This is a genomic window from Marinobacter sp. ES-1 (genome assembly GCF_000475255.1).
GTDB classification, from domain to species: Bacteria; Pseudomonadota; Gammaproteobacteria; order Pseudomonadales; family Oleiphilaceae; genus Marinobacter; species Marinobacter vinifirmus.
Map to the genome: position 1 here is coordinate 1 of NZ_AXBV01000035.1, position 19,179 is coordinate 19,179.

Genomic DNA, 19,179 nt, shown 5'->3' on the forward strand with positions numbered 1-19,179 from the left:
ACCAGAAATCACCATAACTCAGCAACCAGCAGATCTTCCTGTACCTGGTGCTCGACCGCTCCCGGGCCAACCTGGCCATGGCTCGCCACGAGCTGCGCAGCTTTGAGAAAAACCAGGACTTCTCCTGATCGAAAGAGCTATTCCCGGGCCCTCCAGGCGGGCCCTTTTCTGAACAGGTTTGCGTAAAGGAGGCTCCACCAATGAACGTTGATATCAGGGTAGCTGTCGCCGGTGATGAACTGCAGAAAAGGCTCCGGCTGGCTGCGGGGCTGCTGCAGGCCCATAAAATTGAAGGCAGCCTGCGCCCCTGGGATGGCACCCGGTGCGATTGCGCCATCGTTGCCGCCGATGACCTGTACGGTGAACGGATACAGGACTATGCCCGGCGCAAGCAGATCCCGGTACTCGCCATCACCCGGGCAAACGACCGCTTTGACCCCGACACCGCCACCATTGGCGAGCATGCACCCTTAAACGTGTATGTGCGGGCCCTGCTGAACCTGCTGAAGGCTGAGGCCGAACCGGCAGAGCCGGCGCAGGCAACGGCGGCTTCGGTAACATCCCGGACCCCCGGAATTATTGTGCTCGCCCAGGCCCTTAGCCGGCCAAGCAGTGACCTGGTGATGGCATTGGACGGGGTGGAGCTTGGCATTTGCCCGTCGACCGGAACCATCCGGGCGGCGTCGTCTGAGGTGATGCTTCAGGCCAGGCAACTGCTGGGGCAGCCGGGCTGGCAACTGCGTGAGGCTTCGGGCGGCGCGCTTGCCAATGGTCATTCCGAAAGCCTGGATATTTTCATGATCCGTGCCGGTATTCATCATGGCGAGGCCCTGCCCATGTTCCCTCTGGAAGGATCACGAATGAAGTGCTGGCCGGATCTTGGCGCCGCGCCAGATCTGATCGAGCCGCTCCGGGTTGCGAGCCTGCTGGCCAAGGGCCATCGAGATCTGCAAAAGGTGGCCGGGCTGACCGGCATCGAACCGGTGCAGGCGTCGGGTATTCTGTGGGGCTTCCAGGCCGCAGGGTTGATTGTGCCGGACCAGCAGAAAATGCCCTCGCCACACCCGAAAACAGCGTCGAACGACCGGCTGCCGGCAGCAGGCCTGTTCCAGAAACTGGCGGCCCGCTTCGGGTTGTTCCAGAAAGCCTCCTGACGGACAGTATATGCAAGACATTAACAGCAGTGCGGTAAAACTGGTGATCGCCGGCCCGGTGGGGGCCGGCAAGACCACCACCATCCGAACCCTGTCAGACTCGGAACCGGTGTCCACCGAAATGCCCATGAGCGAGCCAGCCATGGGTGATAAAACCACCACAACTGTCGCCTTCGATTTTTCCACGGTCATGCTGGATGACGGCCAACCCCTGTTCATTTACGGCTTGCCCGGGCAGGAGCGGTTTGAGCATATGTGGTCGATCGTGCTGGAAGGGGCTTTTGGTGTGTTGTTGGTGCTGGATGCCAGTGATGAACGGCTCCAGGAAGAATGCGAAGGCTGGCTGGCCGCTATTGAAAAGATTGCTCCCGGCACCCCGGTTGTCATCGGCCTGACCAAAACCGACTTGCTGGCCAAGCCGGACTTGCGATCTCTGCGCGCCAACCTGGCGGAGCAGGGGCTGGTTTTGCCCGTGTTCAGCTTTGATGCCAGAGACAAGGCGCAGGCGAACCATATGGTGCGTGCGCTGCTTGCCTCTATAGACTGATCTGCCCCCGGGTTTAATCGAAGCTTGGCAGTTCCGGTTTCACCAGCGGCTTGCCGGCAGCTTCCCAGGCTTCAATGCCGCCCGCAATGGACTGCACATGAATGTACCCCATTTCCTTCATGGCCCTGGCTGCCAGGGCTGAACGGCCGCTGTTCTTGCAGTAGATCACCAGGTTCAGGGCCCGGTCTTCAAACGCCGGATCGTTGGTGAGCTTGAATTCCAGAATGCCGCGGGACACATTGACGGCGCCGGGAATGTGGCTGGTGTTGTATTCGTCTGCTTCGCGCACATCCAGCAGTACGTCCGCTTTCTTGATGGCGTCGTCGGCCTGGTCCAGCGGAATTTCACGAATCTCCGCGCGGGCGGCTTCTACTAGGTCGTGAGCAGTTTTCATTGGCAGGCTCCTGTTGAAACTGGTTTGGTTGTCTGGCAGTAAAGATAGGTGAGCGCTTATATTTCATCAATCTCTAAGGTTATATCACTTCCATGCAGGCTTGCTATCAACGGAATGACTGTTTCCTGATTGAGTGGCAAGTGGTGTGGATTGATATATAATCCGCCCCCTCGCAGGAGAGAGGGTGCAGCCGCACCCCGCCGAAGGCGCAAACTCCCCCTGGCCGCCGGGCGCCGCAAAGTGAGGGATCCCGTTACGGCAGGTTCTCCCGCCAGTGTTTTACGTGTACCTGGTCCTTGATGGCGTCGATCACCTCCAGGATCAGGGTGATCAAAGCCTCTTTCTCGCCCTCTTCGGTCAGCCCTTCGCCGGGCTCAGGCAGGAACACGTTAACGATGTCTTCAATAAAGGCGTGGTTGGTGGATGAAGCGAGGTCATCCAGGATCTGGTGCACCACGTTGGCCACGATGTCACCCACCGCATTTTCCAGGGTGTCCTGGATGGTCGGGCCCACGACCGGCAGGTACTTCAGGCGTGACAGTTCCAGGTTCTGTTTCAGGGCATGGTCTACCCGGTTTTCCAGGTAAACCCGCAGGGCGCCCCGATTGGGGATATAGCCCTGCTTCGCAGCCTGGGCGACCCTTTCGGACAGCCAGTCCGATAGCATTTCCCGCCGTGGGAAAAGAATGTCGTGTTGGATACGCTCGAACAGGGGCGAACCACGTTTCACCTCATCCTGCACGCCGCTCAGCACCTTCAGGACAATCCGGTCAGACAGCTCTTCCATAAAGGCTTCGTAGTAGAAGATGACAAACCGGTACAGGCGGGTGCTGGTGAAGTCGATGATCTTGTACTGGTGCAGCCGGTAAATAATGGAAATAATCCGCAGCACCCGCAGAAAGCGGAGGCTGCCTACCGGAATACACCCCACCAGGTCGTACCAGTGGATGAACGGATAGAAATACCAGCGGTCATACACCCGGGCCTTGATGGAGTAGCCCCAGCGCAGGACAAACTCGCCCAGGAAGATCGACACGAAGATCAGGTCGTAGAAAATGAAGCGTTCGTGGATGGGGTGGTAAAGCTCCTGAATAACCGGGGCGTAGTCTTTCAGAAGGTTTTGTACGGCTACGAAGTTATAGGTCGAGTCCCAGATAATCAGCGCAAGGTTAAGGACCAGCAGCCCCAGCATCACGAAATCGATGATGAACCAGATCAGCTGGTGGCTGGATTTCAGGTTTTCTCGGTTTATCTTGAGCATCCGCGCTACCTTGGGGCCTACAATATCAAAGCTAAGCGACTGGAAGGTTAGCCTATTCAGTCGGTAAACTCAGCAACCTGTTTCAGGGAATCAGCCCGGACACCGGATCGGACGCCATTAAAACCAGCATGCTGTCAGCCAGAACACTACAACGCCTTGCCACCATCAGCCCGGGCCTGGTGATGCTGGTGCTTGCCCCTGCCGTATTCGCCAGCCAGGTCCGGGTGGAAGTTGAGGGCGACGTGGACAACCTCCAGGACAACGCCCGGATCTTTGTCGGCGAAGTGGAAGGCCGCACCGCCGATGGCCTGCGCCGGTATGCCGACACGGCGATTGCGCAGGTTAAAGAGGCGGCCCGGGCGCTCGGCTATTACAACCCCGAAGTTCGCTGGAAAGTAGAAGAAGCCGGCGATGAACCGGCGGAGCTGGTGCTGACCCTCATTCCCGGAGAGCCGGTACTTATCCGCTCCCGCAACGTGATAATTAACGGGCCGGCGGGCGCAGCGGAAGACTTTAAGAAGAATCTTCCGAAAACGCCTGCCGAAGGCGATGTGCTGCACCATGGCCAGTACGATGCCCTGCGCCAGTCTATCCAGAATACCGCCAACCGGCTCGGTTATTTCGACGGCGAATTCCTGACCCGCCGGCTGGAAGTGGACCCCGCCAGGAATGCCGCCGATATCAGCCTGGAGTACCAGTCCGGCGAGCGCTACCGGCTGGGCAATGTCACCTTCCTGGAAGGCCACGGATTTGAGGAAAACCTGCTCGAGCAGTTCGTTACCTTCGAGCCGGGCTCCGCGTTCCATGCCGACGAAGTGGCCAGGCTCAGTAACGACCTTTCCAACAGCGGCTATTTCTCTGGTGTGGATGTAGATGCCTCGCCATCCAGGGCAGAAGACCGGGTAATCCCTGTCGATATCGCCCTGACGCCCCGGCCGCCGCGCTCTGTGGCCGCCGGTGTTGGCTTTTCGACAGACGTCGGCCCCCGGTTCCGGGGTAACTGGCGGGAACATTACATCAACCCCTCGGGGCACCGCCGGGGCGCCGATACCGAACTGTCCGAGTTACGCCAGAGCGTGAGCGGCTGGTACGAGCTGCCGCTGGATCCGCCCATGACGGATGCCATCCGCCTGACCTCCGGTTACCAGCGCGAGCATATTGAAGATGTGGAGTCTGAACGACTCACCTTCGGCCAGCAGTGGAGCCACCAGCTGGACAACGGCTGGATGCAGATATTGTCCATGCGCTGGGAAGGGGAGCGCTTCAGTATTGGTGAGGAAGAGCAGGGTAACTCCAGCCTGTTATTGCCGGGTGTCAGTTATTCCAAGCTGCACGCCAACTCGCCGCTCGACCCGTCCCGGGGGTATCGCCTTCAGTTCGACGTGACCGGGGCCCATCGGGCGGTGATCTCGGACGCTGATATCCTGCATGTGAACTTCCTGGCCAAGGGGCTTTATACCCTGGCCGGCAAGCACCGGTTTCTCGCCCGCTTCAATTTCGGTGGCGTGGCCACCAACAGCTTCCGGGATGTTCCGCCTTCGTTGCGCTTCTTCGCCGGTGGCGACCAGAGCGTTCGCGGCTACGGCTATGAAACCCTGGCACCCAAAGACTCGGATGATGTCGTCGTCGGTGGCCGTTACATGGTGGTGGGAAGTGCCGAATATCAGTACGAGTTTGTCCGCAACTGGCGGGTGGCGGCCTTTATAGATGAAGGGAATGCCGTGGATGATGTCTTTGACCCCCTGGCCACCGGCGTGGGTATGGGCATCCGTTGGGTGAGCCCGGTGGGCCCCCTGCGCCTGGATGTGGCCAAGGGTATGGATGACCAGTTCGGCGGCGGCTGGCGGATTCACTTCTCCATGGGGCCGGAACTGTGACCGAAGCGAATCAGACACCTCCGCAGCCGGAGCATGGCGCAGCGCCAGCCAGGCCGCCCCGACACAAGCGCTGGTGGTTCTGGCCACTGGTGATTGTGCTGCTGGTGTTGCTGCTGCCATTGGTTCTGGTGGCTATTGTTTTGCTGGCACTTCTGACCGATACCGGCACCGCCTGGACCATCGACCAGATTCCCGGGCTGCAAACCGAGGCAGATCAGGGTTCCCTGCTGGGCCAGTGGCAGGCTGAGCGGCTGGAATGGCGCGGCTACGGCGTGGAAGTACTGTTGCTGGCGCCGGAAGTGGACTGGTCTCCCAGCTGCCTGTTCGAAAAGACCCTGTGCCTGGATACCCTGAAAGCCGAACAGATCGATGTAACGGTTCAGCCTTCCGATACCGCGGAAGAAACAGAACGGGGTGATATCAGCTTGCCCGCTATCAACCTGCCGGTGGCGTTGGTGGCGGGTGATGTACAACTGGGGCCGTTTAAGCTAAACGGCAGTCCGATCTGGGACAAGGTGGAGCTGCGCAGTGAAGCATCCGGCGCCAGCCTTACCGTAAACCACGCCCTGTACCAGCTGGGCGAGATCCGGGTGACGGCCAGTGGCCGCGCTGAAATGCGCCGGGACTGGCCGGTGGATCTTGATGTTACGGCACAGTTGCCGCCCCCGAGCGGAGACAACTGGACGATCGCGGCCAACCTGGCGGGCAGCGTGCGGGATCTTCGGGTATCCGGCACCAGCAGCGGTTACCTGAATGCACGAATGAGTGGCACCGTGCAGCCGCTGGCAGCGCAGTTGCCGGCGGCGCTCACCATTGAATCCGAGAGCTTCCTGGCCTACGGCGCCCTGCCGGAAACCCTGACCCTGGAAAACTGGGTGGTGTCGCTGGACGGCTCCCTTGCCAACGGCTTCCGTACCCGTACCAGTGCCAACCTTCCCGGTACAACCGGCACCATCGAAACCGTCATCAGGGGCCTGGTCACAACGGGTGGTGTCGACAACCTGGTGCTGACCATGACCGGACCGGCGGCCGGGGTGCCTTCCGGTGAAGAAACCGCCACGCCGGGCACTCTGGAAGTTCAGGGCAGCGCGAGCTGGTCGGGAGGCTTGCAGGCCGGGGCGGACCTTACCCTTGACCGTTTCCCGTGGTTCGGGCTGATTCCCGGGCTGGAGCCGCCACCGGTCACCGTGAACCGGCTGGCAGGGCAGGTTGAGTACAACGATGGCAATTACAACGCGGATTTGCAGGCTGCGGTGAGCGGGCCCCAGGGCGATGCGGAACTTACTGCGGCCTTGAACGGAGACCTGGAAGCGGTCCGCATTACCCAACTCGATATGACCACCGGGGCAGGTTCCCTGACCGGTGATGCCGAACTGGCCTTTGCGGATCAGCTGGCCTGGCAGGCCCGGCTGCTGCTGGATCAGTTTAATCCGGGCTACTGGGTGCCGGTGCTGGAAGCCAGTCTCAATGGTGAGGTCAATTCCGAGGGGCGGCTGGTGCCGGACAGCCTGCCTGTCATGACCGCCGACTGGGACCTGAAAGGTCGCTGGCAGCAGGAGCCGGCCACCGCCCGTGGTACGCTCAGCAGCGACGGCACCGACTGGCGCGTGCAGGATCTTCTGGTAGCGATAGCGGAGAACCGGATAGAGGGCGAGGGGCGCTACGGTGAGAGCCTGGGGGCCGGCCTGACCGTGAACCTTCCGCAGCCGGACCGTTTGCTGCCTGGCCTGGCCGGTCGCTTCTCGGCCAGGGTGGACCTGGCGGGTTCGGCGCAGGATCCCACGGGCAAGGTGACGCTTGATGCCAGTGAACTCGAATGGCAGGACCTGCTGCGCATTGAAAACATGGAACTGGATGCCAGCCTTGCCAGTGGCGGCGTGTTGGATGCCAGCCTCAACGCAGAAGAGTTGCGTGTAGCTGGACAGGAACTGGCCGCGGTGACTGCAGACGTTGATGGTACCCGGGCTGATCACCAGCTGGCGTTGACTGTGCAGCATCCGGAAGCCTCGGTGGCGCTGACACTCGCCGGCGCCCTGGGTGAAGCCTGGAACAGCTGGCAGGGCGCCTTGGCCCGGGGCGAAATCGATGTGCCCGGCCCGGAGCAAGCGTGGCGGCTGGAAGCGCCGGCAAGCCTGAATTACACGGCTGACGGCGAAGTGTTGTTTGGCGCCCATTGCTGGCGCTGGCAGGCCAGTTCGGTATGCGCGGAAGACCAGCAGCTGTTGCCGGATACCCGCATTGCCTACCAGGTTCGCCAGTTCCCCATGCAGGCGTTGGCACCCTTGTTCCCGGAAACCTTTCGCTGGAAGGCATCGCTTAACGCGGATATCAACCTGGCACTGACCGAACAGGGCCCCGATGGCCTGATCAGCCTGGACGCTGGCGGCGGTGCCTTTGAATTCCTGATCCTGGATGACTGGGAGATCCTGCAGCATGAATCCCTGACCCTGGAAGCCCGGTTGAAACCCGACAACGCCGAGCTGGATGTAGCACTCCGGGGGCCGGAGCTGGGCAGGTTTGACCTGGCGCTGGCGGTAGACCCGACTACCGAAAGCCGGCCAATTGACGGCCGCTTCACACTGGAAGGCCTGAACCTGGCTTTCCTGTCGGCCTTTGCCGGCATCGAAGAAGTGGCCGGTGAAGTCAATGGCAGGGGCAGTTTGTCAGGGCCACTGTTCCGGCCTCAGCTGCAAGGAGAGCTGGCCCTCACCGACGGCCGGGTGTTCGACCCGGGCCTGCCGCTGCCCATGGAAGATATCGTGCTGGTTCTGGAATTTCTGGGCAGCCGGGCCGACATCAGCGGCCGTTGGAAGAGTAACGATCGCAGCAGTGGCGAGCTGGGCGGTTACCTGGACTGGCAGGATGAACCTGAAGTCCAGCTGAATATCAGCGGCGAGCGGCTGCCGGTTTCGGTCGAGCCCTATGCCCGGGTAGAAGTGGGCCCGGATCTGACCATTGCTTTCCGCGCTGGTGAGCTGGCGGTGTCAGGCCGGGTGGATGTGCCCCGGGGCGATATCGAAATCAAGGGCCTGCCGCCATCGGCGGTTTCGGTATCCGAGGACGAAGTCATTGTCGGTGTCGAGCAGGAAGAGCCCACCATTCGCACCATGCTGATGGATATCACCGTAGTGGTGGGTGAAGACGAAGTATCGTTCAATGCCTTTGATGTAACCGGCAACCTGGAGGGTACTCTTCGCATTGGCAACAACATGGATACCCGCGGCACCCTGCAGTTGGTGGACGGCCGCTACGAAGCCTTCGGGCAAGACCTGGACCTGCGCCGGGCGCGGATCATCTTTGTGGGGTCTCTGGCCGAGCCGTACCTGGATGTTGAAGCCGTGCGCACCGTCGATACCGTTGTGGCGGGTATTCGCCTGAGCGGGCCGGTGAACGCGCCGACCACGGAAGTGTTCTCGGAGCCGTCCATGCCCCAGAGTGATGCGCTGTCGTACATCATTCTCGGCCGGGCACCCCAGAGCCAGGGGGATGAAGGCCAGATGAGCCGGGCGGCGATTTCGCTGGGGCTGAACCAGGCCAGCGGTATAACCCAGAGTATCGGAGACGAGTTGGGTATCCGTAACCTGACCCTGGAAGCGGAAGGCTCTGGCGACCAGTCTGCCGTAGTGGCCAGTGGTTACATTACCGACGAGCTCAGCCTGCGCTACGGGGTGGGTATTTTCGAGCCAATCACGACCGTGGCGCTGCGCTATGACCTGGGCAAGTATTTCTATCTGGAAGCGGCCAGCGGGCTGGCGGCCTCCCTCGATATCTTCTATACCCGCAATTTCTGACCCGGTTCAGTCCAGTTCGAAGGTGGCGCTCACGCTGGACTGAATCTCACGGGGGCCCACGCTCGAGACGGTATCCCGGGCGGACTTGGCTTCTGCCATCATCATCGGCACGGGCCGGTGCCCACCGTTGATGTTGATAGACACCACCTCGCCGCAGGTTTTGTCCAGCTGCTCCGCTACGAACTGGCAGCGGTTTCGGGCGTCCTCGATGGCCCGGGCCAACGCCTGCTGCTCCAGCCCCTGCTCGTCGGAATGGAAAAACTGGTGGTTGCCAAGGTTGTACTGGAGGCCCAGTTTATTGGCCTGCTCGAGCAGCGGGTTCAGCAGTTCCAGGTCATTGACCGAGAAGCTCACGGTCTGGCTGGCGACGGAGACCTGTTCCGGCTCCTTGCCTTTCTCCTGAACCGGCAGGGTGCGTGTATACAGGTTTACATCCGCGTCGGAGTAGTCCTGCAGCTGGTCTCGCCAGGTTTTGATGGCGCTGCGCCACTTGTCCATGGTGTCGGCTACCTGGGCGGAAGCCTTTTGCGCTTGCCGGTGCTCGGCAGAAACGGAGAACTGCAGGCGGGCGCTGTCCGGGTTGTAACGCACCACGCCTTCGCCGGTCAGGCTGACTTCGCCGGCATTGGCGGCCAGGGGCACGGCCGCGGTCGCTAACAGGGCGGCGGTCAGTGCCAGGGGGTGTTTCAGCGATACCATCATCAAACTCCTTATTGATCAAAGGCCGAATATCGGCTTTCCAGTCTTTCCAGTTTTCTGCCCCGGGCGGCGTGCACAAAGTGGCTGAAAATGTGCCGGTGCCCGGTGTGGTAAAGCAGGTATTCCGGATGCCATTGCACGCCCATCAGCCACTGGGCTCCGGTGTTTTCAATGGCCTGTACGAACCGGTCGTTGTCCAGGGCCGTTACCCGCAGGTTCCGGCCCAGCCGTTTGATGGCCTGGCTGTGAATGCGGTTGGCGCCAATCACCGTGGCAGGCATCAACCGGCCCAGCCGGCTGTCTTTCACCAGTTGTACGGTTTGCAGGGGCAGCAACAGTGGCCGGTGGCGGGTATGTTCCCGCAGCGGAGTCACGTTCTGGCACAGGGTGCCGCCGTGGAACACATTGATAAACTGTGCGCCCCGGCAAATGCCCAGCACCGGAATATTGATGGCTTCGGCCTGAACCAGCAGCCGGTGATCGGTGGAATCCCGCTTGCGATCGTACCGGGCCGTTACCTGGGGTTGCTGCCCGTAAAGCTCCGGGTGCACGTGGGTGCCGCCGGACAGCACCAGCCCGTCCAGCAGGGACACATCGGTATGACTGCCGGGGCGAATGTAATGGGTGTTGGCACCGTGCAGGCGCAAGGCCAGGTTGATCAGCCGGTGCGCCAGGCTTCTTCGCACCGGGCCACTGATGCCGATGGTCAGCCCCGGCTTCTCCGGCAGTTCTTCTGCCATCGGCATGTCGTTGCCCTGATAATCAGACATAACCGTGTTGTTTCAGCCAGTTGTCCGTGGTCTCACGCCAGGAATGGGTGAGGTTGTGGAAGCTGAACTTCTGGGCCTCCCGGAACCGGCTGCGTAAATCGGCCAGGTCTTCCGGATGTGCGGCCAGCTGCTCCAGTACCACCCAGTCATTCCACACCGTGGAGAAATGCCAGTGCGGGTTGTCGATGTCGCAGTCCGGCAGGCGGTAATGCAGGGTAGGGCGGCTCTTGATCCTGGGGTCCTTCACGAAGCCTGCCAGCAGTTCCTTGTCGAGATGGGCGAACAGCGGCAGCAGGTCCAGGGCCTTGTTGCGGGTGGGGTTGTAGTGCAGGTAATCCCGCATCAGGGTTTCCAGGTCCGGGCGGTAGTCATCCGCCATCAGCTTCTCGGTATACCGGCTGCTCCAGGGTTCGATATAGGTGGTGAACTTGCGGCTGATATCCAGCTGGTGCCGGGCTTTAAGCCAGTCGTAAAGGGCCGCAAAGGCTTGCAGGTAGGCTACCAGGGTAGCGGGTTCCAGGTCCGGCAATTCCGGGTTCAGCTGCAGGCCAAAGGCAAAGTAGATGGCTTCACGGCTACCTTCGGCGCCCAGTTCCCGTAGCTCATCCATCAGGGTTTCGATCAGTTCCAGTTTCGAGAACGCCAGCGGCGGGCCTACAATCTCCAGCGGAACGACCTTCTCGGCAGCAAAGTCGATCACATCCATGGCATGGCTGCCCAGCTCCCGGATGGATTGCGGCAGGCGCTCGTCGTCCAGGTCCAGCTCCTTGATGGGATCGGAGTCCAGTTCGATGGTAAAGCGGCCATGTTCGGTGTCCAGTGCGGTCACGTAGCGTGAGATCAGCTCCGGTGATCCGCCGAGCAGGCGGGCGGCATGCTGCACGAGCTGTTCGTAACCGAGCCCCGAAAGCTCGATTTCGACCCCTACGCGGCGTTCTTCACCTTCGTGGTTTTCCAGTCTTTCCGGCATCTTGCAACGATTGGCTGCGTTCATGGAGTGTTTGCATCCCCTTGCTTCGTTTCAGGTCACCTTAACACAGGCTTGCGCCGTGTCCCGTTACCCAAAGGAAAGAAACTGCACAGGGACTTTACACTGGATAAAACACTGTATATAGTCAAATCACTGTATAAAAAACCAGGACGAGCAACCCCGGAGAAAAAGCATGAAGCTGACCGCCCGACAGTCCCAGGTGCTGGATATTATCCGGCGATATCTGGATGAAACCGGTTATCCACCCACTCGCGCAGAAATTGCTGCCGAGCTGGGTTTCCGCTCTGCCAATGCGGCGGAAGAGCATCTCAGGGCGCTGGCTCGCAAAGGTGCAATCGAGATGGTGCCGGGCGCCAGCCGCGGTATTCGCCTGCCGGAGGCTGAGCCGGATCTCGGGTTGCCGGTCATTGGTCAGGTAGCAGCGGGTAGCCCGATCCTGGCACAGGAGCATGTGGAAGATCATTGCACCCTGAAGCCGGACTTCTTCTCGCCCTCGGCAGATTACCTGCTGCGGGTTCGGGGTATGAGTATGAAGGATATCGGCATCCTGGATGGCGACCTGCTGGCGGTGCATCGCACGCAGGATGTTCACAATGGCCAGGTAGTAGTGGCCAGGGTGGGCGAGGAAGTTACCGTCAAACGCTATCGCCGTGAAGGCTCAAGGGTCTGGCTGATTGCGGAGAACGAAGAGTTTGCTCCTATCGAAGTGGATCTGAGTGAGCAGGAATTGTTTATCGAAGGTCTTGGTGTGGGTGTAATCCGGCGCTCCGATCTTCACTGAACAGGCAGGTGAGTTATGGAACAGTTGAGCTTCAATCAGAACATGGCGTTTCATCCGGCCACAGTGGCACCGGCGCAAGCGATCTCTGCGGGCCAGCGCCCGGCAAGCATGCGCCGGACTGCAGGTGGTTCGGCAGCGGGTCATTCGGGCCTGGGCGGCAATGTGACGGAGATTATCCTGCCGGAAGGACAGGTAGAGAACTTTCAGCTGTTATTGCCCATGCTCACCCAGCTGAACCAGGAAAAGCGCTGGCTGGCGTGGATTGATCCGCCCCAGGCGCTGGTGGCCAAGTGGCAGAAGATGCACGGCATTGTGGCAAACGAGATCCTGGTGCTGCGTTCAACTGCGGAATACCCGGCCCAGCAGCTGGCAGAGCGCGCCCTGGGCGCAGGTACCTGTCATGCGGTAGTGCTCTGGACCAACAAGCTGGGGCGCGCCGCCTTCGATTCACTGCAAAAGGCTTCTGCGAAAGGCAACAGTCACGGGGTGATTTTGCGCCAGCGCTGAGGGCTGGCGCAGTATCGGTCAATGCAGGGTATAGCTGGGCTGGGGGTCGATCGCGTCGCCGTCTTCTTCATCCCAGTCCATGTCATGGCCCATGTCGTAGTCGATATTGCCGGCGGCTTCAATGCCTGCAGCAATCATGGCCTTGGCCACGTTCATATCCCGGTTCTCCATCATTTCCCGGGCTTCTTCGGAAAAAGAAATGCGCACCAGTGGGGCGGCATCATCGTCTATCCGGCGCAATGCGTAGTCGCCGTCAGAGAGTTGTACAATTTCAAAAAACGATGGTGACATTCGTTAAACCTTTGTCGTCATTCGGGTTGTTTCGGTGCAGCCGTGGTCAGGGCTGCTACCACTCGCCGTGCCGCTCTTCGAGTTCCCTTGCAAAAACGGCCATGGCTGCCCTGGTCTGTTCCAGTGCCTGCAGGGAGCGGTCCGGGCCTTCTTCTGCGGCTACCGCAATAATGTTGTCGGCAGAGACCGTCTTTTTCTGCGCTGGTGGTTGGCCCAGGGCCTTGTCCAGCTGAACCAGGTGGTTCCACCAGCTGTCCCGCTGCTGCGCGAGGCTGTCGAGAGTCTCGACTTCCGCCACATCGTATTCGAACAGCGCCTTTAACTCGGCCAGGCTGTGCGGCGTTTCCGTCTTTTTCTGGTGCAGCCTTGCGATCATGGTCAGTAGTACGTCGCGGGCTCGCAGCAGGACTTCTGCCACTGCCTGAGACCGGGCTTCTCCGATCACGGCTGCCGGCAGTCCGGTGCTGGCAGCATTGTTGGTTGTTGGCTGGTCAAATTCCCGGATCAGTACCTGGGCCAGGTACAGTTTTTGTGAAACCAGTGAATACCACGTTGAAGCCATGCAATACCTGCCCACATGCAGTGCCGGATGATCAGTTGCCCGCCTGAAGACCACACCCTTGTATATCGATCAGGCCAAGCGGCTAATAGTATCATTTTTGTCCACCCATTTCCTCCCCTTTGATGGTCGCTGTTGATGCAGGTGCCTGTTCACAAGAAACTACAAACCTTCACTTGAAACGGGCGTTTGAAACTGGCAAAAAGACCCGCAATTCGGGCGAAGGTCGATCGCCCGACCATTCAGAATGGAGGTTGAGGGATGCGAAACCAGTTGGTTGCGGCGGTTACCGCAGCAGTAATGGGGTTGTCCGGATCCGCTGTGGCAAAGGTTTCACCTGCCGAAGCAGAGCGGTTGAACAACGAGCTCACACCGGTCGGTGCCGAACGCGCCGGTAATGCCGAAGGCACCATTCCGGCCTGGAACGGTGGCCTGGCAACACCACCGGCAAACTGGCGCGAGGGAACCAAGGAGATTGATCCGTTCCCGGAAGACAAGCCGCTTTACACCATTACCCGCGACAACATGGACCAATACCGTGATGTGCTCTCGGACGGCCATGTCCGGATGCTGGAACAGTACGGGCCGGAATTCTTTATGCCGGTTTACCAGACGCGCAGGACTGCAGCCTTCCCCGAGCATGTCTACGAAAAGTCTTTCGAAAATGCCTTGAGCGCAGAGCTGCTGGATAATGGTAACGGCGTGCGCAATACCATCATGACCAGTCCGTTCCCCATTCCCCAGAACGGGCTTGAGGCGATCTGGAACCACATTCTTCGTTATCGGGGTGAAGAGGTCTCGTTCCGCAGTGCCTCCGCCACGCCCCAGCGGGATGGCGCCTACAACGAAGTGGTTAACCAGTACGATTACTACTTTGCCTACAGCCAGATTGGCGCCGAGCTGGCAGATATCGACAACAAGATCTTCTACCTGAAAACCGAGACCATCGCGCCCAGCACGCTGGCCGGCACCATCACACTGGTGCACGAAACTTTGGACCAGGTCCGTTCACCGAGGCTGGCATGGCGGTATGATTCCGGTTCACGGCGTTTGCGCCGGTCACCGAACCTGGCCTACGAGACAGATCTGCCCAACTCCTCGTCGCTGCGTTCCGTTGACCAGAAAGACATGTACAACGGTGCCCCTAACCAGTACGACTGGGAGCTGAAAGGCAAGCGGGAACTGCTGGTGCCGTACAATGCGTACAAGCTGCATGACGACAACATTCGCCCCTCGGATGTGATTCGCCCGAACCACATCAACCAGGAGCTGACCCGCTACGAGTTGCACCGGGTCTGGGTAGTGGAAGCCAAGCGGCGCATTGGTATTGGCCATATCTACGATCGCCGGGTGTTCTACATTGATGAAGACAGCTGGCAGATCATGGCCTCTGAAGAGTACAACGAAGAGGGTGAGCTGTGGCGCGTGTCTGAAGCCCACAACATCAGTTACTACAGTGTGCCGGTGTTCTGGACCACCATGGAAATGACCTACGACCTCAAGGCGCAGCGTTATTACATTGATGGCCTGGATAACGGTTACCCGGCCTACGATTTCGATCCGGGCTTCCGGGGTAATGAATTTACCGCCTCGGCGGCACGGCGGGCAGCACGACGCTGATACCTGACAGAGATACCGGTTAATGCCCAACAACAATAAAGTACTGGTAGTGAGTGAAGATCCCGGCCTGCGCCGGGATCTTGTTACTATCCTGGAATTTCTGGGTGAAGGCCCGGTGGCTGCTGACGACCTGTCAGTGGCAGCGCAAGTGGGGGATGGGGAGGATCAGCCGGAGAGTTTCTCCGTGGCCGTGGTGGCAGGTGATGGCCAGGCCGTGCAGAATAGCCTTCAGGAGCTTGCCCGCATCGCCCCGGCTTTGCCGGTGTTGCTGGCCGGCGGGCCCGAGGCTGCCGACCTGCCCAGGGATCTCGCCAGTCGCATTATCGCCCGCCTTGAATGGCCCCTGAATTACGCCAAGTTTGTCGATTCCCTGCACCGGGCCCAGGTGTACCGTTCCCAGTTTGACCAGGGCAATGGCCGCGGGCACCAGCGGGGTGTCCAGCTGTTTCGCAGCCTGGTGGGCACCAGCCGTCGCATACAACAGGTGCGGGATCTGATGGAGCAGGTCGCCGACCGGGACGTCAGCGTGCTGATTACCGGAGAATCCGGAACGGGCAAGGAGGTGGTCGCCCGGAACCTGCACTACCATTCCGATCGTCGCGATCAGCCCTTCGTGCCGGTAAACTGCAGTGCCATACCGGCGGAGCTGCTTGAAGGCGAGCTGTTTGGCTATGAACAGGGAGCCTTTCCCGGTGCCATCACCGAGCGGGCCGGACGCTGTGAACTGGCCAACGGCGGAACCTTGTTCCTGGATGATGTCAGCGAGCTGCCCCTGAACACCCAGGTGAAGGTGCTTAGGCTGGTGCAGGATGGCAACTTCGAACGCATCGGCAGTAATCGCTCCCGGCCCACCAACGTGCGGATTATTGCGGCGGCAGACAAGAATCTCGAACAGCTGATCGAAGCCGGCCGCTTCCGTGAAGACCTGTACTACCGGTTGAATGTTTTTCCCATCGATATGCCCGCCCTGCGTGATCGGGTCGAAGATATTCCCCTGCTGATCAACGAACTGATCTCCCGTATGGAAAAGGAAAAACGCGGCTCCCTGCGGCTGAACTCGGCTGCCATCATGAGCCTGTGCCGCCATGACTGGCCGGGCAACGTGCGGGAGCTGGCCAACCTGGTGGAGCGGCTGGCCATTATGTACCCCTACGGCGTGATTGGTGTTCAGGAGCTGCCCCGGAAGTTCCGCTACCTGGATGACCACGACGAACACCGGGCGCCGGAAGATCAGGGCTTGCCGTCTGCCATTCCCGGCCTGGTGGGGCTGGACGGGCCGGTACTGCTGCCGGTTAACGGCATAGACCTCAAGGACTACCTGGCCAATCTCGAGAAGCAACTGATCGAGCAGGCCCTTAATGAAACCGGGGGTGTGGTGGCACGGGCTGCAGAGAAATTGCGTATCCGCCGAACCACACTGGTAGAGAAGGTGCGCAAGTACGGCCTGCGGGAAGAACCCCCGTCCTCCTGACGCCGAAGCGCCCCGAGTTTGCCTGCGGGGCTTTGATTCCGGCGGCCTTTCTGAGAAAGTATCGGGATATGCGCACGACAGGGAGTTGACCGATGAACGACAAACCGCATCTTGATGAAGAGGCGCTGGCCGAACTGAAGGATGTCATGGAAGAAGAGTTTGATGTCCTGATCCAGACCTATCTGGCCGACTCCAGGAGCCGCATCGAAAGCCTAGAGCAGGCGCTGTCAGAGAATAACCCGGACATTTTTGCCAAGACCGCCCACAGCTTCAAGGGCAGCAGCATCAATATTGGTGCGCCCCGGCTGGGGCAGGTGTGCTTTGAAGCGGAGAAGCTGGGTAAGGCCGGAGCACTGGAACAGGCTCCGGCCGTACTGGAGCAGATTTACACGGAGTTCCGGGAGGTGCAGCAGCGCCTCGAGAACTTCGGTTAATCGTTTTTGCTTTCGTAGATCTTGCGGCCCCAGGCTTCTTTCTCGCCTGGCAGGACCAGGTTCAGGATAATCGCCACCACGGCACACAGGGCGATCCCTTCCAGCTGCCCCAGCACCATGTTGCCAATACCGAACACGAGGGTAACACCGACGATCACCAGGTTACGGGACTGAGACAAATCCACCTGGTGGCGGATCAGGGTGTTCAGGCCCACCACGGCGATCGACCCGAACAGCAGGCATAGAATGCCGCCCATGACCGGCACAGGAATAGTTTGCAGCGCGGCACCGAACTTGCCCACAAAGGCCAAAACAATGGCAACAACGGCCGCCCACCACATCACTTTCGGATTGAAGTTACGGGTCAGCATGACTGCGCCGGTCACTTCCGAGTAGGTGGTGTTGGGCGGTCCACCCAGCATGGAGGCGGCACTGGTGGCCAGGCCGTCACCCAGCAGGGTGCGGTGCAGCCCGGGCTTTTCAAGGTAGTTCTTGCGGGTCACGTTACCAATGGCCAGTACGTCACCAATGTGTTCGATGGCAGGGGCAATGGCCACCGGAATCATGAACAGGATGGCACCCCAGCTGAATGCCGGCGCCACAAAGTTCGGAACCGAGAACCAGGCCGCCTGCTCGATGGCGGTGGTATCGACAATGCCGGCGAACCAGGACAGCACATAGCCCACGATAACCCCGAACATGATCGGAACTAGCCGGAAAATACCCTTGGCCCAGACCGACATCACAATGGTTACCGTCAGGGAAATCATCGCAATCCAGATGGCTGTGTTGTAGGGCACCAGCTCTGCGGCACCGTCACCGGTGCGGCCGGAAGCCATATGCACGGCAAGGGGCGCCAGGCCCAGGCCGATGGTCATAATCACCGGGGCGATGACCACCGGCGGCAGCAGGCGGGTTACAAACCCGGTGCCCCGCAGACGAACCGCGCCAGACAGGATAATGTACAGAATACCTGCCGCCATCAGGCCGCCCAGGGTTTCTTCCAGCCCGAACCGGCCCTTGGCGGCAATGATCGGGGCAATAAACGCGAACGAAGAGGCCAGGAAGATAGGAATCTGGCCGCCGGTTACGATGTGGAAAATCAGGGTGCCGACACCCGCCGTGAACAGGGCCACGTTAGGATCCAGCCCGGTAATCAGCGGCATCAGCACCAGGGCGCCGAACGCCACCAGCAGCATCTGGGAGCCGGCCAGAGCCTGCTTCCAGACCGGGTCGTTGCTATGGTCCTGCATACTCAGACGTCCTTCTGCTTGGTGCCGAAGATCTTGTCGCCGGCATCGCCCAGGCCCGGCAGGATGTAGCCCTTCTCGTTCAGGCGTTCGTCAACCGAAGCGGTGTAGATGGAAACGTCGGGGTGCTTCTCCAGGACTTTTTCCACGCCTTCCGGAGCCGCCACCAGCACCAGGGCACGGATTTCAGTGCTGCCGGCTTTCTTGAGCAGGTCGATGGTGGAAATCATCGAGCCACCGGTTGCCAGCATCGGGTCGATAATCAGGGCCATGCGCTGGTCCAGCTCGCCCACCAGTTTTTCCAGGTAGGTTTCCGCTTCCAGGGTGGTTTCGTTACGGATCTGGCCAACCACGCTTACCCTTGCGACCGGAATCAGGCTCAGCACGCCGTCCAGCATGCCCAGGCCCGCCCGCAGAATCGGCACGATGGTAATCTTCTTGCCGTGAATCTGCTCCACGGTGACCGGGCCTGCCCAGCCATCAATGGTCTGCTCCTGCAGGCTGAAATCCTTGGTTGCCTCGTAGGTCAACAGGGCGCCAACTTCCTGAGCCAGTTCACGAAAATTCTTGGTGCTGATGTCTGCCCGGCGCATCAGGCCAAGTTTGTGCTGGATCAGGGGGTGCTTTACTTCGTGGATTGGCATTTGTGGTCACCTGTGTGTTCGGATAATCTGGCGTGGATTTGCTTGAAATAAATGGCGCAAGGATACCGTATCTTTAGCTCCGCGTCAGGCACTCAGAGGGCCATGAACAGGCCGCGCAGCAAGTTTTTCAGAGAACCA

The 19,179-nt window shown here is 60.1% G+C and carries 18 protein-coding genes; 9 read left to right on the plus strand and 9 right to left on the minus strand.

Annotation, left to right across the window (positions count from 1 at the left end; translation table 11 throughout):
- Positions 1–200 precede the first annotated feature (200 nt).
- Complete coding sequence (locus tag Q668_RS06090) at positions 201–1,154, plus strand: hypothetical protein (protein WP_022988732.1); 954 nt, start codon at positions 201–203, stop codon at positions 1,152–1,154.
- Positions 1,155–1,164: 10 nt separating this feature from the next.
- On the plus strand, positions 1,165–1,701 hold the full coding sequence (locus Q668_RS06095; protein ID WP_022988733.1) for a GTP-binding protein: 537 nt from the start codon (positions 1,165–1,167) through the stop codon (positions 1,699–1,701).
- 13 nt (positions 1,702–1,714) lie between these two features.
- On the opposite strand, the gene Q668_RS06100 is transcribed toward Q668_RS06095, so the two are convergent.
- Both Q668_RS06100 and Q668_RS06105 read right to left on the minus strand, forming a co-directional pair.
- Positions 1,715–2,095: a rhodanese-like domain-containing protein gene (locus tag Q668_RS06100; RefSeq protein ID WP_022988734.1), complete on the minus strand. Its 381-nt coding sequence runs from the start codon at positions 2,093–2,095 to the stop codon at positions 1,715–1,717.
- 253 nt (positions 2,096–2,348) lie between these two features.
- Positions 2,349–3,356: a hypothetical protein gene (locus Q668_RS06105; protein WP_022988735.1), complete on the minus strand. Its 1,008-nt coding sequence runs from the start codon at positions 3,354–3,356 to the stop codon at positions 2,349–2,351.
- 128 nt (positions 3,357–3,484) lie between these two features.
- Between Q668_RS06105 and Q668_RS06110 the strand changes: the two genes are divergently transcribed.
- Both Q668_RS06110 and Q668_RS06115 read left to right on the plus strand, forming a co-directional pair.
- Positions 3,485–5,233: an autotransporter assembly complex protein TamA gene (locus Q668_RS06110; protein WP_022988736.1), complete on the plus strand. Its 1,749-nt coding sequence runs from the start codon at positions 3,485–3,487 to the stop codon at positions 5,231–5,233.
- A complete protein-coding gene (locus tag Q668_RS06115) occupies positions 5,230–9,024 on the plus strand; it encodes a translocation/assembly module TamB domain-containing protein (protein WP_022988737.1) in 3,795 nt (1,264 codons plus the stop codon). Before Q668_RS06110 ends, Q668_RS06115 begins: the two co-directional genes overlap by 4 nt.
- Positions 9,025–9,030: 6 nt before the next feature.
- On the opposite strand, the gene Q668_RS06120 is transcribed toward Q668_RS06115, so the two are convergent.
- From Q668_RS06120 to Q668_RS06130, 3 genes are read right to left on the minus strand one after another with little or no spacing between them, the layout of a single operon-like run.
- Positions 9,031–9,726 (minus strand): SIMPL domain-containing protein, encoded by a 696-nt coding sequence (locus tag Q668_RS06120; RefSeq protein ID WP_036219352.1) that lies wholly within the window; start codon positions 9,724–9,726, stop codon positions 9,031–9,033.
- 8 nt (positions 9,727–9,734) lie between these two features.
- Entirely contained in the window at positions 9,735–10,493 is a 759-nt protein-coding gene (locus Q668_RS06125) for a gamma-glutamyl-gamma-aminobutyrate hydrolase family protein (protein WP_022988739.1), read from the minus strand.
- Positions 10,486–11,487: an amidoligase family protein gene (locus Q668_RS06130; protein WP_022988740.1), complete on the minus strand. Its 1,002-nt coding sequence runs from the start codon at positions 11,485–11,487 to the stop codon at positions 10,486–10,488. The genes Q668_RS06125 and Q668_RS06130 overlap by 8 nt, the downstream gene beginning before the upstream one ends.
- A 169-nt stretch (positions 11,488–11,656) precedes the next feature.
- Between Q668_RS06130 and lexA the strand changes: the two genes are divergently transcribed.
- Both lexA and Q668_RS06140 read left to right on the plus strand, forming a co-directional pair.
- Positions 11,657–12,265 (plus strand): transcriptional repressor LexA, encoded by a 609-nt coding sequence (gene lexA, locus Q668_RS06135; RefSeq protein WP_036219354.1) that lies wholly within the window; start codon positions 11,657–11,659, stop codon positions 12,263–12,265.
- Between the two features lie 15 nt (positions 12,266–12,280).
- Complete coding sequence (locus Q668_RS06140; protein ID WP_022988741.1) at positions 12,281–12,772, plus strand: cell division inhibitor SulA; 492 nt, start codon at positions 12,281–12,283, stop codon at positions 12,770–12,772.
- An 18-nt stretch (positions 12,773–12,790) separates the two neighbouring features.
- Here the strand turns inward: Q668_RS06140 and Q668_RS06145 are convergent, their stop codons facing one another.
- Both Q668_RS06145 and Q668_RS06150 read right to left on the minus strand, forming a co-directional pair.
- Positions 12,791–13,063 carry a hypothetical protein gene (locus Q668_RS06145; RefSeq protein ID WP_022988742.1) on the minus strand — a complete coding sequence of 91 codons (273 nt, stop codon included), beginning with the start codon at positions 13,061–13,063 and terminating at the stop codon, positions 12,791–12,793.
- Positions 13,064–13,118: 55 nt separating this feature from the next.
- Positions 13,119–13,625: a DUF6586 family protein gene (locus Q668_RS06150; protein ID WP_022988743.1), complete on the minus strand. Its 507-nt coding sequence runs from the start codon at positions 13,623–13,625 to the stop codon at positions 13,119–13,121.
- A 258-nt stretch (positions 13,626–13,883) separates the two neighbouring features.
- Between Q668_RS06150 and Q668_RS06155 the strand changes: the two genes are divergently transcribed.
- The 3 genes from Q668_RS06155 (at position 13,884) to Q668_RS06165 (ending at position 17,147) form a co-directional block, all read left to right on the plus strand.
- The gene (locus tag Q668_RS06155) at positions 13,884–15,242 is read left to right on the plus strand and encodes a DUF1329 domain-containing protein (RefSeq protein ID WP_022988744.1); all 1,359 of its coding nucleotides are present in this window, start codon (positions 13,884–13,886) and stop codon (positions 15,240–15,242) included.
- A gap of 22 nt (positions 15,243–15,264) precedes the next feature.
- On the plus strand, positions 15,265–16,713 hold the full coding sequence (locus Q668_RS06160) for a sigma-54 dependent transcriptional regulator (RefSeq protein WP_022988745.1): 1,449 nt from the start codon (positions 15,265–15,267) through the stop codon (positions 16,711–16,713).
- A gap of 92 nt (positions 16,714–16,805) precedes the next feature.
- Positions 16,806–17,147, plus strand: a complete 342-nt coding sequence (locus Q668_RS06165; protein ID WP_022988746.1) for an Hpt domain-containing protein — start codon at positions 16,806–16,808, stop codon at positions 17,145–17,147.
- Here Q668_RS06165 and Q668_RS06170 read toward each other — a convergent pair.
- Together Q668_RS06170 and upp are read right to left on the minus strand one after the other, a co-directional pair.
- A complete protein-coding gene (locus Q668_RS06170) occupies positions 17,144–18,400 on the minus strand; it encodes a uracil-xanthine permease family protein (RefSeq protein WP_022988747.1) in 1,257 nt (418 codons plus the stop codon). The genes Q668_RS06165 and Q668_RS06170 overlap by 4 nt on opposite strands.
- A gap of 2 nt (positions 18,401–18,402) precedes the next feature.
- The gene (gene upp / locus Q668_RS06175) at positions 18,403–19,041 is read right to left on the minus strand and encodes a uracil phosphoribosyltransferase (RefSeq protein ID WP_022988748.1); all 639 of its coding nucleotides are present in this window, start codon (positions 19,039–19,041) and stop codon (positions 18,403–18,405) included.
- Between the last annotated feature and the right edge of the window lie 138 nt (positions 19,042–19,179).